The 15,423-nt window shown below is 72.4% G+C and carries 13 protein-coding genes; 7 read left to right on the top strand and 6 right to left on the bottom strand.

From position 1 onward, the window contains the following. The first annotated feature begins 440 nt into the window (after positions 1-440). Positions 441-2,672 carry a M4 family metallopeptidase gene (locus PT931_RS31765; RefSeq protein ID WP_456249404.1) on the top strand — a complete coding sequence of 744 codons (2,232 nt, stop codon included), beginning with the start codon at positions 441-443 and terminating at the stop codon, positions 2,670-2,672. A 136-nt stretch (positions 2,673-2,808) separates the two neighbouring features. Continuing rightward, the gene (locus PT931_RS31770; RefSeq protein ID WP_456249405.1) at positions 2,809-3,615 is read left to right on the top strand and encodes a TrmB family transcriptional regulator; all 807 of its coding nucleotides are present in this window, start codon (positions 2,809-2,811) and stop codon (positions 3,613-3,615) included. A 122-nt stretch (positions 3,616-3,737) separates the two neighbouring features. Here the strand turns inward: PT931_RS31770 and PT931_RS31775 are convergent, their stop codons facing one another. Further along, positions 3,738-4,409, bottom strand: a complete 672-nt coding sequence (locus tag PT931_RS31775; RefSeq protein ID WP_456249406.1) for a hypothetical protein — start codon at positions 4,407-4,409, stop codon at positions 3,738-3,740. Next, positions 4,409-5,176 (bottom strand): papain-like cysteine protease family protein, encoded by a 768-nt coding sequence (locus PT931_RS31780; RefSeq protein WP_456249407.1) that lies wholly within the window; start codon positions 5,174-5,176, stop codon positions 4,409-4,411. The genes PT931_RS31775 and PT931_RS31780 overlap by 1 nt, the downstream gene beginning before the upstream one ends. A gap of 360 nt (positions 5,177-5,536) precedes the next feature. On the opposite strand from PT931_RS31780, the gene PT931_RS31785 reads away from it, so the two are divergent. After that, entirely contained in the window at positions 5,537-6,763 is a 1,227-nt protein-coding gene (locus PT931_RS31785) for an MFS transporter (RefSeq protein WP_456249408.1), read from the top strand. Positions 6,764-6,857: 94 nt separating this feature from the next. On the opposite strand, the gene PT931_RS31790 is transcribed toward PT931_RS31785, so the two are convergent. Beyond that, entirely contained in the window at positions 6,858-8,753 is a 1,896-nt protein-coding gene (locus tag PT931_RS31790) for a M4 family metallopeptidase (protein ID WP_456249409.1), read from the bottom strand. A 404-nt stretch (positions 8,754-9,157) separates the two neighbouring features. Between PT931_RS31790 and PT931_RS31795 the strand changes: the two genes are divergently transcribed. Beyond that, entirely contained in the window at positions 9,158-9,925 is a 768-nt protein-coding gene (locus PT931_RS31795) for a globin domain-containing protein (RefSeq protein WP_456249410.1), read from the top strand. A 142-nt stretch (positions 9,926-10,067) separates the two neighbouring features. On the opposite strand, the gene PT931_RS31800 is transcribed toward PT931_RS31795, so the two are convergent. Next, entirely contained in the window at positions 10,068-10,667 is a 600-nt protein-coding gene (locus PT931_RS31800; RefSeq protein WP_456249411.1) for a TetR/AcrR family transcriptional regulator, read from the bottom strand. A gap of 35 nt (positions 10,668-10,702) precedes the next feature. Here PT931_RS31800 and PT931_RS31805 point away from each other — a divergent pair, with 35 nt between their 5' ends. Continuing rightward, a complete protein-coding gene (locus tag PT931_RS31805; protein WP_456249412.1) occupies positions 10,703-11,572 on the top strand; it encodes an alpha/beta fold hydrolase in 870 nt (289 codons plus the stop codon). A gap of 34 nt (positions 11,573-11,606) precedes the next feature. Here the strand turns inward: PT931_RS31805 and PT931_RS31810 are convergent, their stop codons facing one another. After that, positions 11,607-12,041, bottom strand: a complete 435-nt coding sequence (locus PT931_RS31810; RefSeq protein WP_456249413.1) for a hypothetical protein — start codon at positions 12,039-12,041, stop codon at positions 11,607-11,609. 30 nt (positions 12,042-12,071) lie between these two features. After that, entirely contained in the window at positions 12,072-12,365 is a 294-nt protein-coding gene (locus tag PT931_RS31815; RefSeq protein WP_456249414.1) for a hypothetical protein, read from the bottom strand. Between the two features lie 226 nt (positions 12,366-12,591). On the opposite strand from PT931_RS31815, the gene PT931_RS31820 reads away from it, so the two are divergent. Then, on the top strand, positions 12,592-14,115 hold the full coding sequence (locus tag PT931_RS31820) for an alkaline phosphatase D family protein (protein WP_456249415.1): 1,524 nt from the start codon (positions 12,592-12,594) through the stop codon (positions 14,113-14,115). Continuing rightward, positions 14,112-15,392 (top strand): hypothetical protein, encoded by a 1,281-nt coding sequence (locus PT931_RS31825; protein ID WP_456249416.1) that lies wholly within the window; start codon positions 14,112-14,114, stop codon positions 15,390-15,392. The genes PT931_RS31820 and PT931_RS31825 overlap by 4 nt, the downstream gene beginning before the upstream one ends. The last annotated feature ends 31 nt before the right edge of the window (positions 15,393-15,423 follow it).

Here is a 15,423-nt window from a genome sequence, read left to right on the forward strand (position 1 = left end):
CGGGCGGGGTGAAGTAGGCGAACCCGTCCGGGCAGCCCGCCGCCCGGCCAGGTCGACGGATGCCCGACGGCGCACTCGGACGCCGGGGCGGAGAGGGCGGGAGCTGACGGGTACGGGAGGAGCAGCCCGGCCGCCGCGGCGACGAGGAGGGCGAGGAGTCTTCGCATGGCGATCTCCCGGAGGGGCGACAGATTGACATCCGTCATTGCATCGCGCCGCCCGGGGTGCGCGCATCCGGCGTGGACAGGGGAAACGCCGGCCCGGTTCCGACAGCCGTAGCAGGCCCGGGGAACCGTGTGAACGCCGTAAATACCTTAAGTCACTCTTGGTGTGGTGTTCAGGTCCCGTTAGGCCGGATTACGTGACGCTACGTGCAGTCAGCCCCGGCGACACCCCTCCGTTCCACCGTCGCCGGGGCACACCCCTCCGGAAGGACCTCCATGAGACAACCAGGCACCTGGTCGCGCCGGGCCGGCATCGTCGGCGCGGTCGCCCTCGCCGGCGGCCTGCTCGCCACCGCGGGCTTCGCCGAGGCCACCGACACCCCGGCGGGCTCCACCCGGGACGCCGCCGTCCGGGACGCGCTCGCGGCGTTCGGCGGAGCCCCCGGGCTGGCGGCTTCCAGCGGTGACGGTCCCGCCGACGCCTACACGGCCCGGGACGTCACCCTCGACCCGAACGGCACCCGGCACGTCCGGTTCGACCGCACCTACCGGGGCCTGCCGGTCCTCGGCGGCGACCTCGTCGTGCACAGCGCGCGCGGCGGCCAGTTCGCCCGCACCCAGGCGCCGTCCGTCGCCGTGGACACCACCCCGCGCCTCGACGCCGCCCGGGCCGCCGCCATCGCGGGGGACAGCCTCGCCGGCTACTCCCTGCGCGCCACGCCCGCCCTCGCCGTCGACGCGCTCGACGGGGCCCCCGCGCTGGTCTGGCAGGTCGCTGTCAACGGCCAGACCGCCGACGGTGGCCCCAGCCAGGTGAACGTCCGGGTCGACGCGACCTCCGGCGCGATCCTGGGCAGCACCGAGGGCTTCCAGACGTTCGCCCGCCCCGGCGCCGGCCGGGCCGGAACGCCGAACACCGCCGTCGCCGCCGGGCCCGCCACGGGCAACGGCAAGGGTTTCCTGGTCGGCAACGTGTCGATCGGCGTGAACCAGAAGTCCGACGGCACGTACGAGCTCAAGGACCCCGACCGGGGCAACGGCGAGACCCGCGACGCCAACAACAAGGGCACCAGCACCTCCCCACCGCCCACCACCTCGAACTCGACGGCGTTCTCCAGCACCACGACCACGTTCGGTGACAACACGCTCGCCAACCGGGCGTCCGTGGGCGTGGACGCGCACTACGGCGTCCAGACGACCTGGGACTACTACAAAAACACGCACGCGCGCAACGGCATCAACAACGACGGCAAGGGCGCGACGTCCTACGTGCACTTCGGCACCAAGTACGTCAACGCCGGCTGGTACGACTCCTGCTTCTGCATGGTCTACGGCGACGGCGCGGGCGGCGTCAAGCCCCTCACCCAGCTCGACGTGGCCGGCCACGAGATGAGCCACGGCGTGACGGCCGCGACGGCCAAGCTCGACTACGGCAACCCGAACGCCGGGATCTACAAGGAGTCCGGCGGGCTCAACGAGTCCACCAGCGACATCTTCGGCACCCTGGTCGAGTTCTACGCGAACGCCCCCGGGGACACCCCCGACTACCTGCTCGGCGAGCAGATCGACCTCAACGGCGACGGCACCCCGCTGCGCTACATGGACGACCCGACCAAGGACGGCTCGTCGAAGGGCTGCTGGACCTCCTCGATGGGTACGTCCTACGACCCGCACCTGACCTCCGGGGTCGGCAACCACTTCTTCTTCCTCGCGGCCGTCGGCTCCGGCGCCCGCACCGTCAACGGCGTCGACTACAACGGCGTGGTGTGCAACAACGCCCCGGCGGTGAACGGGATCGGCAACGACAAGTTCGGCAAGATCTGGTACCGGGCGCTGACCACCTACATGGTGTCCACCGAGACGTACCCGAAGGCGCGGATCTCGACCCTGAAGGCCACCAACGACCTGTACGGCGGCGCCGAGTGCACCGCGATCAAGGCCGCGTGGACCGCCGTGGGCGTCGTCGCCCAGACCGGTGAGCCGGCGTGCGGCACGGCCAGCCCGTCGCCGACCGCCACCGCCTCACCGACCGCGTCCCCGACCCCGGGCGGCACCTGCGTCGCGAAGCAGCTCGTCGCCAACGGCGGCTTCGAGTCCGGGGCCACCTCGTGGACCGCCAGCACCGGCGTCGTCGTCTCCGCGACCACGGCCCAGCCGGCGCACGGCGGCACGAAGATCGCGTGGCTGGGCAACGACGGCAGGGCGGGCACCGAGGCCGTGTCCCAGCAGGTCGCGATCCCGGCCGGCTGCAAGGCGAGCCTCACGTTCTACCTGCACATCGACACCCAGGAGTCCGGCAGCACGGTGTACGACAAGCTCACCGTCAAGGCCGGCACCACCACCCTGGGCAGCTACTCCAACGTCAACAAGGCCGCCGGGTACGCCCTGCGCACCTTCGACCTGTCGGCGTACGCCGGCCAGACCGTGACCCTCACCTTCACCGAGACCGAGGACAGCTCGCTCAGGACGAGCTTCGTGGTCGACGACGTGAGCGTCACGACCTCCTAGAGCCCCCTCCGGGGAAACCGGGCCGGCCACCTCACAAGGTGGCCGGCCCGTTCCGTGCGCACGCCGGATCCGCCGGCCCCGGGCTGCCCGCCGGATGGCCGCACGCGGCACCGCCCCCGCTCGGTAGGCTGCCACCATGGGGGACGAGGTGGGGCTGAACGAGCTCCTCACGCTGGGCCTGACCCGGTACGAGGCGCGGGTCTACCTGGCGCTGATCCGCCGGGACCGCTTCACCCCGACGGAGGCCGCCCGCGAGGCCGGCATCCCCCGGCAGCGGATCTACGACGTGCTGGAGAGCCTCGCCGACCGGGGCCTGGTCCGGCTGCGCCCGGGGCAGACCGTGCACTACTCGGCGGTCGACCCGGTGGTGGCCCTGGAGCACCTGGTGTCCGCGCACCGCGCCTCCCTGTCCCGGCTCGAACACGAGGCGCACCAGCTGGGCCAGGTGCTCGGCAGGGTGTGGTCCACCGGCGCGGACCAGACCGACCCGCTCGACTACGTGGAGGTCGTCCGCGACCCGACGGCCGTGGTGGAGCGGTTCGCCGGGTTGCAGGCGGGCGCGCGCCGCCAGATCCTCACCCTGGCCAAGCTCCCGTACGTGACGGGGACGAACCCGCCCGGGGTCGGCGACATCCGCCGGCTCGTCGGGGGCGGCGGCGAGGCCCGGTGCGTGTACGAGCGCGCCTCCCTCGCGGACCCGGCGAACGTGGCCAACGCGCGCCGGTTCATCGCGGCCGGCGAGCGGGCCCGGGTGCTCGACGACGTACCCATGAAGCTGTGTGTCGTGGACGGTTCCCAGGTGCTGATGTCCCTGCTCGACCCCGTCGCGGGGTACGCGTCGAGCACCTCCATCATGATCGAGCACCCGGCCCTCGGGTACTGCCTGGTGGAGGCGTTCGAGGCGCTGTGGTCCCGCGCGGAGGACTACGAGTCCTGCCTCTGACGGGCCGTCGGACCCGAGCGCGACCCGCTCGGCGGCACCCGGGCCACCCGGCGCCACGGTGCCGGGCGCACGGAAGCGGCGCCGCAGCCCCTCCCCGGGCCGCGACGCCGTGACCGTCCGTGCTATCCGAGCCGTTTGTCGTCGATCCGGCTCGCGTAGCGGTCGTTCACCATCTTCTGGTACTCGGCCAGGGACAGCCCCTCACCCACCGCCTCGCGGGCGCTGTCGTTGAGGGGCAGCACCCGCCCGTCGGTGACCTTGTAGTACGCGTGCCGCTGCGGTTCGAGGAACACCGGGGAGCCCTCGCCCGCCCGGATGTAGGTCAGCTCCTCGATGCCGTCGCCGACCCCGCGCACGTCGTAGGTGTCGCCGTTCTTCACCAGCTGCAGGGTCGCCTGCTGCCCGGTCGCGGAACGCGTCTCCACGGCCAGGTACACCAGCTTGCCGACCGGGGCGCTGACGCCCTGGGTGACGAAGTCGGGGTTCAGCGAGTACACCGGCACGGGCTGGCCCACGACCTTCGGGGCCTTGGCCGCCGCCTCCGCCGTGATGTCGTCCTGCGCGGCGGTGACCGGCTTGCCCTCGGCGCGCTGGTCGACGTGCACGAAGAACCGCGACGCCACCTCGGCGGCCTTGTCGCTGGCCGCCGCCTGTTCGGCCGCCGCGAGCTCCACGGAGGCGGACCTCGGGGCGGGCGCCGGGGACTCGTGCCCCCCGCCGACGACCATGAACACCCCCGCGGCGGTACCGGCCGCGAGCAGTCCGGCTCCGATCAGGAGCTTGCGGGTACCCATCACGCGCCGATCTGGTAGACGGAGCCGCCCCACTTGAACTGCGAGTTGGAGACGTAGGAGTTGTAGGTCATCTCCTGGTAGCGCTGGCTGGAGCCCCACGGGTCGCTGAAGAAGATCGAGCTGTTCGCGGTGTCGTAGCCGTAGATGACGCGGGCGTGGCCGCCGCCGGAGGTCCAGTACACCCCGGTCTCGATCGGGCGGTTGCCGTTGATCTCGGTCTTGACCTGCGCGAAGCTGATCGCCCCGTCGACCTCGCGGCCGGGGGAGACGCCGACCCGGCTCAGGCCCTGCTGCACGACCGACAGCTCGGCCGGCTGGTTGGGGCAGGTGCCGCCGGACAGGCCGCGCCCGTACAGGCAGAACTGGTTCTGGCTGACGTTCGCGCCCTTGCCCAGGTACTGCGCGATCGACAGACCGGTGGCCGCCCAGCACCACTGGTCCTTCTCCTGCACCAGTTCCTTGAGGTTCAACTTCGTGTTGCCGCCAGGGGCCGTGGTCGGCGACGTGGTCGGCCTCGGCGAGGACGTCTGGCTCGGCCGGGGGGTGGCCGACGGGCTGGGGGCCGCGGTGGTGGGGTTCGCGGTGGGCCAGGGCCAGTTCGGCCAGGGCCACGGGTCGGCGCCGGTGGGCTCGGAGCCCACGGTGGAGCCGGGGGCCGGGGTGGGCTCGGCCGACGCGCAGGTCGGGAACGAGGCGACCATGGCCATGGCCACGAGGCCACTCGCCAGCAGGCCCGCCGCACGTCGTCGGGCGGAGGAGTCTCGCATGGAGATGTCCTTTCGGAATGCGCCCACGGCACAGCGAGGCCAGGGGGCGCGGAGGGGTGATTGCCATGGGACGGGGCCTTGGAACTGTGACACCCCGTCCAGTGGTGGCGTGTGTCGAACAGTAGGCAGCACTCCACGAACTGGTCAATACGTGTTAATCAATAAAGAAGCTTGTCATTCCATACGTAGGGTGACCATTACCCTGGGTGAGGGAAAAGCGCGCTCCGTTAGGGAAAACCCTTTGACTACCCTTGCGGCCGTGTGCAGAATCGGCAGGCCAACGCCGGGACGAGCGCTGCCGGCACCGGTCCGTCGTCGGCCACGGGCGACCCCGCCCAGTAACGAAGACGGAGAAGAGTAGTGGCCACCCCCCTGCGGTACCCGAAGTTCCGACTGCTCCTCGCCGGCCGGTTCACCAGCACCCTCGGCGGCGCCGTCGCGCCCGTCGCGCTCGCCTTCGCGGTCCTCGACCTCACCGGCTCCGTCACCGACCTGGGCCTCGTCGTCGGCGCCCGGTCCGTGGCCAATGTCGTGTTCCTACTGTTCGGCGGGGTGCTCGCCGACCGGCTGCCCCGCTCGCTGATCCTGATCGGCTCCAGCACCCTGAGCGCGGTCAGTCAGGGCGCCATCGCCGCGCTGTTCCTCACCGGACACGCCACGATCCCGATCCTGGTGGTGCTCGCCGCGGTCAACGGCACGGTCAGCGCGTTCACGTACCCGGCGTCGGCGGCGATCCTGCCCCAGACCGTGCCGACGGGGGAGCGCCAGGCCGCCAACGCGTTCAGCCGGCTCGTCACCAACGGGGCGATGATCGTCGGCGCGCCGGTCGGCGGCCTGCTGATCGCGGCCACCAGCCCGGGGTGGGGCCTTGCCGTCGACGCGGCGTCGTTCCTGCTGTCCGGCGTGCTGTTCGCGCTGCTCCGGGTGCCGTCGGTGGCCCGGTCCGGGATGGGGGACAGCGTGCTGCGCGAGCTGCGGGCCGGCTGGCGGGAGTTCTCGTCCCGGACCTGGCTGTGGGCCGTGGTGCTCGGCTTCATGTTCCTCAACGGCGCCGAGGTCGCCGCCCAGAGCGTCCTCGGGCCCGGGATCGCCAAGGCGACCATCGGGGCCGGGGGCTGGGGCACCGTGCTCGGGATCCAGACGGCCGGCATGGTGCTCGGCGCGCTCGTCTCGATGCGGCTGCGGGTCCGCCGGCTGCTGCGGCTCGGGGTGGTCGCGGTCGGCGCGCTGTGCCTGCTGCCGCTGGCCCTGGCCTTCGCGCCGACCCTGCCCGCGCTGGCGGTCTCCGGCTTCGTCGCCGGGGTGTGCGTCGAACAGTTCTCGGTGGCGTGGGAGACCTCGATGCAGCAGGAGGTGCCGCCGGAGATGCTCGCCCGGGTCTACTCCTACGACATGCTCGGTTCCTTCGTCGCCATCCCGATCGGCCAGATGGCGGCCGGTCCGATCAGCCAGGCGATCGGCGTCAGGCCGACCCTGGTCGGGTGCGCGGCGGTCATCCTGCTCGCGACCGGGGGCATGCTCGCGGTCCGGAGGGTGCGGACCCTGGAGGTGGCCCCGGCGAAGGCGGCCGAGCCGGTGGCCGTCTGACGTCCGTCCGACGTGGAGAGGCCCCCCGGCCGCTGGTCGCCGGGGGGCCTCCGCACTGTGGGGCCACGGGCCGGGTGCGTCCGGCCCGGTCGGACTAGAAGGTCAGGTTCCAGGCGTCGATGTACCCCGTGTCGGCGGCGTACACGTCCTGCACCTTGAGCTTCCAGGTCCCGTTCGCGACCTCGGAGGACGCGTTGACCGTGTAGGTGGCCACCACGTTGTCCGCCGAGTCGCTCCCGGAGGAGTCCTTCAGCCGGTACGTCGAGCCGTCCGGCGCGACCAGGTCGATCACCAGGTCACCCCGGTACGTGTGCTTGATGTCCACGCCCACCTTGAGCGCGGACGGCGCGTTGCCGGCGACCCCGGTCACCGCGAGGTTCGAGAACACCGCCGCGCCCTTGTCGGGGACGTTCACGTTGGTCAGGTTCTCGAAGTACTTGCCGGGCGGGGTCGCGCCCTGCACGTTCACGGCCGTCCAGGCCCGGGCCACCGCGGCGTACTCGGGGCTGGTCGCGCCGTACAGGGTCGACGTCGCGGCCAGGGTGCCCACCCGGGCGGCGGCGTAGTCGGTCGTGGAGGTGAACTTGGTGGTCAGCGCGGCGAACCAGATCTTCTCGGCCTTGGCGCGGCCGATCCCGGTGACCGGCTGGTTGTCGAACGTGGGGCTGTCGTAGGACACCCCGTTGATGACCTTCGGGCCGGAGCCCTCGGCCAGCAGGTAGAAGAAGTGGTTGGCCACGCCCGAGGAGTAGTGCACGTCGAGGTTCTTCAGGTTGGCGTCCCAGTAGTCGGGGGACTGGCCGTCCTTGGAGGGCTTGTCCTGGTAGCGCAGCGGCTTGCCGTTGCCGAAGATGTCGATCTTCTCGCCGATCAGGTAGTCGCCGACGTCGCTGGCGTTGGCCGAGTTGAACTCCACCGCCGTGCCGAAGATGTCGCTGGTGGCCTCGTTGAGCCCGCCGGACTCCTGCGCGTAGTTCAGGTTGGCCGTCGCGCTGGTCACGCCGTGCGAGAACTCGTGTCCGGCCACGTCCAGGGAGGTCAGCGGGTGGGTGTTGCCCGACCCGTCGCCGTAGGTGATCTGGAACGCCGCGTTGTCCCAGAAGGCGTTGACGTAGTTGTTGCCGTAGTGCACCCGCGACAGCGCGCCCACCCCGTTGTTCTTGATGCCGTTGCGGCCGTGCACGTTCTTGTAGTAGTCCCAGGTCTGCGCCGCGCCGTACGCCGCGTCCACGCCGGCGGTCCCCGGGTCGGCGTTGGTGCCGTCGCCCCACGCGTTGTCCGCGTCGGTGAGCAGGGTGCCCGCGCCGGAGGTGGCCCGGTTGAGGTTGTTGACCTGCTGGTTGCCCCGGGTCGGGTCCTTCAGCTGGTACGTGGCCCCCGACTGGGTCGTCTCCAGCGCCACGGTGCCGCTGTAGAAGCTCTTCCCGGTACCGGCGACCGCGGCCCCGGACCTCCCGCCGGCCTGGCCGCGCGCCGGCACGACGCCGTCGGCGGTCAGCGTGCGGATGTCGTCCCAGCTGGTCAGGGCCGCGCCGGTGGTGGCGTCGGTGACCCGGTGCACCCGGCTGGGCGTACCGTCGGCGCGTACGCCGGTGGTCACAGCCTCCCAGGCCAGCACGGGTGCACCGGTACCGGCCCACACGACCTGGCGCGCGCCGGCGGGGGCGGCGACGGCCGAACGGGTGCCCGACAGCCGGACCCGTGCGGTGTTGCCGTCCACGCCCCGGAGCGCGCCGTCGGCGCCCCGGTGGACGACGAGGTCGCCGCCGAGGACCGGCAGGCCGGCCCAGGTGCGGTCGTACCGGTCGTACCGGCTGCCGTCGGCGGCCGTGAACGCGTCCCGGACGACCAGCTTCTCCTGGGCGTCCAGGCCGAGCGCGGCGGCCAGGGCGGCCTCCGGCCCGGAGGGGGCGGCGGCGGCCGGGTGGGCCCCGCCGAACGCGAGGGCGAACGCGGCGACCGCGACTCCCACGGTGAGGGTGCGTTTCATCGTGCTCCTTCGAGAGGGGTGCTGTCCCAGGACAGCGGGGGATGGCCGGGCGTCAGGGGGACGCACGGCTACACCGGCCGGGAACGGCCGGAACTCAGGGGTGTGTTGCGGAGGGCCGCCCTAACAGGAGGGGCTACCGGCGCACAGCAGCTCGGCGTGACAACAGGTCACCGGCGCGAACTTCACGTGTGCGGACATGTCTCCTACCTTCTAGGTAGGGAATTCGAAAGTCAATACTTCTGCGGAATTCTTCAGATAATCCCTTGTGGATGGTGTGGATCCATCGCGCCCGGGCGATCGGTGGGCCGGATGTGCCAAGATCATGATCTGGCTGGCCGGGGTCGGCTCCGTGTGTTACATAGTTACAGGGTTACTTGAATGCCGCTGTGTACAGACGGAGCGCCATGATCATCGAATATATCCGGTACCGGATCGCCGAGCCCGACCGCGAGTCCTTCGAGGCCGCCTACTCCCGCGCCGCCGTCCCGCTCGCCGCCGCCCCCGAGTGCCTCGACTTCGAACTCGCCGAATGCGCGGAGGACCCGGGCGCCTACCTCCTGCGGATCACCTGGACCTCGGAGAAGGCCCACCTGGAGGGCTTCCGGGGCGGCCCGCACTTCCCGCCGTTCCTCGCCGAGATCCGCCCCTACGTCGCCTCCATCGAGGAGATGCGGCACTACCGGCGGACCCCGGTCGCCGGCGCGGGCGCGGCCGTCCCCAGCCTCTACGACTGGGCCGGCGGCGCCGAGGCCTTCGACAGACTCACCTCCGTGTTCTACGCGAAGGTGCTCGCCGACGACGTGGTCGGACCGCTGTTCGCCGGGATGGACCCGGGACACCCCGCGCACGTCGCGCTGTGGCTCGCGGAGGTGTTCGGCGGCCCGAAGCGGTACTCGACCGAGCGCGGCGGCTACCACCACATGGTCAGCCAGCACCTCGGCAAGGGCATCGCCGAGCCGCAGCGCCGCCGGTGGGTCAACCTGCTCCTCGACGCCGCCGACGAGGTCGGGCTGCCGGCCGACCCGGAGTTCCGCGCGGCGTTCGTCAGCTACCTCGAGTGGGGCACCCGGCTGGCGCTCGCCAACTCCCAGCCGGGCGCGCGCCCACCGCTGCACGCGCCGATGCCGCACTGGGGCTGGGGAGTGGCCCCGCCCTACCGCCCCAACCTCTAGATCAAGCCCTCCCAGACGGGTACGGGGTCCGCCGCCCGGGGCCCGTGCGCCGCGTCCCCGGGCGGCGACTCCGTCCGGGGACGCCGCCAGGCGACGCGCGCCGGGCTCCGGGGCCGCGGGCCCCCGTACCCGTCGAAGGGTTCTAGGGGGTGAACAGCTCCGTCAGGTGGTGGTGCAGGATCGCCAGGGCCGCGTCGCCCGTGCGCTGCCCGCCGAGCACGCTCGACCCGAGCCCGTTGGTCATCGCCAGCAGCCCCGCGGCCGTCACCGCCGGATCCCGCCCGGCGGCCACGTCCCCCGCCTCCCGCGCGGTCGCGATCTGCTTCGCCAGGAACGACTCCAGCAGGTCCGCGTGCGCCGTGCCGTGCCGCTCCGCGAGGGCCGGCTCGCTGAGCACCAGCGTGTAGTACGCCGACCAGGTGCGGGTGATCCGCCGGCTCTCCGGGTCGGTCGGCAGGATGCTGCCCAGGACCGCCGTGACCGTGGCGCGCGGGGTCGGCGGGGAGCCGGCCGCCGCGATCCATGCCAGCATCCGGGCCTGCAACTGGGCTCCGAGCCGGGCCAGGCCGTCCATGAGCAGCTCTTCCTTGGTGTGGAAGTAGTACTGCACCAGGCGCAGGGAGACCCCCGCCTCGGCCGCGACGACCCGCATGCTCGCCGCCTGCAGACCCTGGCTGTCGGCGATCCTCAGCAGCGCGTCGGCGATCTGGGTCCGCCGTTCCTCGTGGTCCACCCGGGGCATCGCGCCCACCTTCCCATTCGTGGTACAACTGTATCATGAGAATCGGACAGTTCAGGAACGACGCCGCCCGAACCAGGTTCCTCACCGCCTACGACCGGGTCTTCGGGACCCTGTGGCCGCTGCCGAGGCACGCGGTCGACGTGCCCACCGCGTTCGGCACCACCCGGGTCTACCGGGGCGGCCCGGCCGAGGGCACCCCGATCGTGCTGCTCCCCGGCGCGGCCGGCAACGCCCTGTCCTGGTACGGCTACGTGGCCGCCCTCGCCGCCCACCACCCCGTGCTCGCCGTCGACCCGGTCGGCGAACCCGGCGCGAGCGTCCAGACCGCCCCGTTCGCTGACGGCCGCGACCTCGCCCGGTGGCTCGACGAGACCCTCGCCGGCCTGGACGTCCCCGCCGCGCACCTCGTCGGCTGCTCCTACGGCGGCTGGACGGCGGCCCAGCTCGCCCTGCACGCCCCGGCCCGGGTCGCCGGCCTGACCCTCGTCGAACCGGGCGGCCTCGGCCCGATCGGCCCGCGCTTCTACGGCTGGATCATCGCGGGCGGCCTCGCCGGGCTCGCCCCCCGCCCGCTGCGGCCGGCCCTCGCCCGGCTGGTGAACAACAGCACCGTCCTGGAGTCGGGGCTGATGAGCCTGGCCCTGCCGTCCGCCGGGTTCCGCCGCGCCATGCCGCTGCCGCCGGTGTTCACCGACGAGGAACTGCGCGGGCTGCGGGCCCCGACGACGGTGCTGCTGGGGGAGCGCAGCGCCCTGCACCGGTCCGCCGCGGTCGCCGCCCGGCTGGCCGAGGTCGCGCCCGGGGTACGGGTCGAGGTGGTCGCCGGGGCGGGACACGCGTTGCAGCTGGACCGGAAGGAACTGGTCATCGACCGGATCCTGGAGCATGTGGCGGCGGGGCGCTGAATCCCGGCAGCGCGCCGGGCACGGTGGTGGGTCGTCAGTTCGCGTGCCGGGCGCCCTGCTCGAGCCCGATCAGCTCGTCACGGATCTCGTCGCCCAGCTCGCGCGCCGCGCCGGTCGCCGTCTCGCGCACCCGCACCACGCAGGTCGCGTTCAGCGGCGTCTCCACGTCCCCGCCCCACGGCCGGAGCCGCACGGACAACGTGAACGAGCTCGGCCGGAACTCCTTGACGCTCGCCGACACGGCCACGCCCTCCGGCCGGCCGAGCATCGCGCCGGGCGGCACCGGCCCGGGCCGGAACTCCCACTCCAGGCCGGGCCCGGCGGCCAACCGGCCGAGGACCGCGCACTGGGCCAGGTAGGCGTCGCGGACCTCGGCGATCCACCGCTCCACCGTCGCGTCGTCGATCCCCGTGCCGGCCGCGTCCCCGTCGGTGAAGGTGTGCTCGTGGAGCACCACCCACCGCGTCATGATCCCGCTCATAGCCGACCACACTAACCGTCAGGGCTTGTACGTGTCGCCGACATTCAGCCGGTCGTACTCCTCCTTGGTGACGCACGCCTCGCCCTCGGAGCCGTCCTTGCGCTGGAAGTCGATCTCGTAGCACGCGGACTTGCGCTTCGTGGTGGACGTGCACTTCTTCTTGCCGTTGACCCGGGAGCACTTGGTGCCGTGCGAGACGCCCGCCGCCTCGTACTCCTTCTCCACGATCGTGCCGCCCGACTCCGAGGAGCAGGCCGACAGGACGCCGCCACCGGCGAGCAGCAGGGTCAACAGGGCGAGACGAGCCTTCACGGGTACTCCTCGGACAGTCGGTCCGCTGATTGTCCACCCTGCCGTCAAGCGGCCACATCTCGGAGCCACACCATCCGGCCCGGCCCGGCACCCCGCCCGGCGCGGTCCGCCCGGCCCCGGCTTCCGGCGGCCCGGCGCGGTCCGTGGTCGACCGGCGCACCAAGCGTAGGGGAACATTGGGCGTCAACCCTGGCAATGGCCCCACCGCGGCCGGTAGAACACTCCCATGCCCCCACTGCATAGACGAACGTTCATCCTCGGTGGACTCGCCGGTGCCGGCGCCACCCTCCTGACCTCGACCGCCGCCGGCGCGGCCCTCGGCTACCCGTTCACGCTCGGCGTCGCGTCGGGCGACCCGCTCCCCGACGGCGTGGTGCTGTGGACCCGGCTCGCCCCGTCGCCCCTGAACGCCGACGGCCAGGGCGGCATGTCCACCGCCGCCGTGTCCGTCGAGTGGCAGGTGGCCACCGACCAGTACTTCACCCAGCTCGTCCGGACCGGCACCGCCACCGCCGCGTACGCGTCCGCGCACACCGTGCACGTGGAGGTGTCCGGTCTGCAGCCCGGCGCGGAGTACTACTACCGGTTCCGCGCCGCCGGCTACCTGTCCCCGGTCGGCCGGACCCGCACCGCCCCGGCCCCGGGCGCGCTCACCCCGTTCACGATGCTGTTCGCGTCCTGCTCGCACTACGAGTCGGGCTACTTCACCGCGTACCGGCGGATGGCCGAGGAGCGCCCGGACGTCGTCCTGCACCTGGGCGACTACCTGTACGAGGGCACCGCCTCCACCACGGCCGTCCGCAGGCACGCCCCGACGAGTGAGATCACGTCGCTGGCGCACTACCGGGTGCGGCACGCGCAGTACAAGACGGACCCGGACCTGCAGGCCGCGCACGCCGCCGCGCCGTGGCTGGTGATCTGGGACGACCACGAGGTGGAGAACAACTACGCCAACCTGGTGCGGGCCGACAACTCCCCGGCCGGGGACGTCGCGTGGTTCCGGGCGCGCCGCGCGGCGGCCTACAAGGCGTACTACGAGCACATGCCGCTGCGCGCCTCCTCGGTACCCGTGAACGAGAACATGCAGCTCTACCGGCGGCTGCGCTGGGGGAGCCTGGCGACGTTCCACCTGCTGGACACCCGGCAGTACCGCGACGACCAGGCCTGCGGCGACGGCACGAAGGTGTGCGCGGACGCGAAGCTGCCCAACCGGAGCCTGACCGGGAACGCGCAGGAGAGCTGGCTGCTCGACGGCCTCGGCCAGCGGCTCGGCACCTGGGACATCCTCGGCCAGCAGGTGTTCTTCGCCCAGAAGCTCGCCGACGCCGCCGGGGCGACCTCGATGGACGCCTGGGACGGCTACGTGGCCAACCGCGACCGGATCCAGCAGGGCTGGGACGCGCGCGGCGTGCGGAGCGCGGTGGTGCTGACCGGCGACGTGCACCGCTCCTGGGCCAGCAACCTGATGGCCGACTACGCCTCGCAGAACCGGATCGTCGGCACCGAACTCGTCACCACCTCGGTCACCTCCTCCGGCGACGGCAACGCCGCCGACACCGGCCTGTCGAGCCTCAACCCGCACGTCAAGTTCTTCAAGAACCTCCGGGGGTACTGCCGCGTGCACGTCGACTCCACCCGGATGCTCGCCGACTTCCGGGTCGTGGACAAGGTGACCGTCCGCGACTACCCGGTGCGCACCATCCAGAGCTACGCCATCGAGGCCGGCAACCCGGGACTGGTGAACCCGTGACCGCCCTTCCGCCGGCCCGTGCGCGCCGCCGGGCCCTGCGCGCCGTCGTCGTCCCGCTGGCGGTGACGGCCGCCCTGCTCCTGGTCGGCGCCCCGGCCTCCGCCACGGGCACCACGCCCGCCGACATCACCTGGTCCACGGCCAACAGCGTGGCGACGGGTGACCAGGACAACGCGGCGGTGTCGGCGACCCGCAACGGGTACACGGCCGTCGTCTGGGAGGACGACCGCGACACGGCGAACCCGACCGACCCGGTGCACTCGGACGTCTTCCTCCGGCTGTACAAGGACGAGGTCTCCCTGTACGAGAAGAAGATCTCCACCGGCGGCACCGGGAACTGGCGGCACTGGCAGCCCGACGTCGCCCTGCACGAGGACGGCACCGCGGTCGTCGTGTGGTCGGAGGACCCGGACGGCAACGGCTTCTACAACATCGCGGTCCGCTCCGTGTCCACCGCCGGCACGGTCAGCGGCACCGGCAGGGCCAACGCCAGCTCGGCCGGCCAGCAGTTCGAACCGGCCGTGGCCGCCGACCCCGACGGCACCGGCTTCGCCGTGGTCTGGGAGGACGTGCAGACCGGGGCGCAGGCCACGGTCCGCGCGGCGGGCTTCTCCGCCCTCGCCGCCAAGACCTACGAGGCGCAGGTCAACACGACCGGCGGCCAGCACCACAGGCCCGACGTGGCCCTCGGCGCGGCCGGCAACGCGATCGTGGTCTGGGACGAGGACACCGACGGCAACGGCTTCTACCAGGTCGGCCTGAAGATCCTGACCCCGGCGGGCGGCGTCAAACTCGCCCAGACGGCGGCCAACGCGAACGGCGGCGGCCAGCAACGCGCCGCCACCGTGGCCGCGAACTTCAACGGCGACTTCGCGGTCGCCTGGGAGACCGACCACACGGGTACGGCCCGCGCCGCCACCCGCTCCTTCACCGCCGCCGGCGCGGCCCGCACCACCACCGACCGCACGGTCACCGACGACGGCACAGTGGTCGGCCCGCAGTCCACGCCCCGGGTCGGGATCGACGACCAGCTCGCCCTCGTGGTGTCCTGGGTGGACGGCTCGGACGTGTGGGCGCGCGGCTTCAACCCCGACGGCACGGTCACCGGCCGGCTCCCGACCCTGCGGGTCAACGCGGTGACCACGGGCCGCCAGGACGAACCGGCGCTCGGCGTGTCCCCGTGGGGCGAGGTCACGGTGGCGTTCACCGACGACCAGGACGGCAACGCCTTCGACCAGGTCTACCTGGGCACCGGCCTGGTCAACAGCACCTGGTGACGGGTCGGCGCGGGCCCACCTCCGGGGCCCG

Source organism: Longispora urticae (genome assembly GCF_053902585.1).

Bases quoted from the DNA above. Each gene is read 5' to 3' on its own strand.
- PT931_RS31765 (WP_456249404.1), top strand. From the start codon at position 441: ATGAGACAACCAGGCACCTGGTCGCGCCGGGCCGGCATCGTCGGCGCG.
- PT931_RS31770 (WP_456249405.1), top strand. From the start codon at position 2,809: ATGGGGGACGAGGTGGGGCTGAACGAGCTCCTCACGCTGGGCCTGACC.
- PT931_RS31775 (WP_456249406.1), bottom strand. From the start codon at position 4,409: ATGGGTACCCGCAAGCTCCTGATCGGAGCCGGACTGCTCGCGGCCGGT.
- PT931_RS31780 (WP_456249407.1), bottom strand. From the start codon at position 5,176: ATGCGAGACTCCTCCGCCCGACGACGTGCGGCGGGCCTGCTGGCGAGT.
- PT931_RS31790 (WP_456249409.1), bottom strand. From the start codon at position 8,753: ATGAAACGCACCCTCACCGTGGGAGTCGCGGTCGCCGCGTTCGCCCTC.
- PT931_RS31795 (WP_456249410.1), top strand. From the start codon at position 9,158: ATGATCATCGAATATATCCGGTACCGGATCGCCGAGCCCGACCGCGAG.
- PT931_RS31800 (WP_456249411.1), bottom strand. From the start codon at position 10,667: ATGCCCCGGGTGGACCACGAGGAACGGCGGACCCAGATCGCCGACGCG.
- PT931_RS31805 (WP_456249412.1), top strand. From the start codon at position 10,703: ATGAGAATCGGACAGTTCAGGAACGACGCCGCCCGAACCAGGTTCCTC.
- PT931_RS31810 (WP_456249413.1), bottom strand. From the start codon at position 12,041: ATGACGCGGTGGGTGGTGCTCCACGAGCACACCTTCACCGACGGGGAC.
- PT931_RS31820 (WP_456249415.1), top strand. From the start codon at position 12,592: ATGCCCCCACTGCATAGACGAACGTTCATCCTCGGTGGACTCGCCGGT.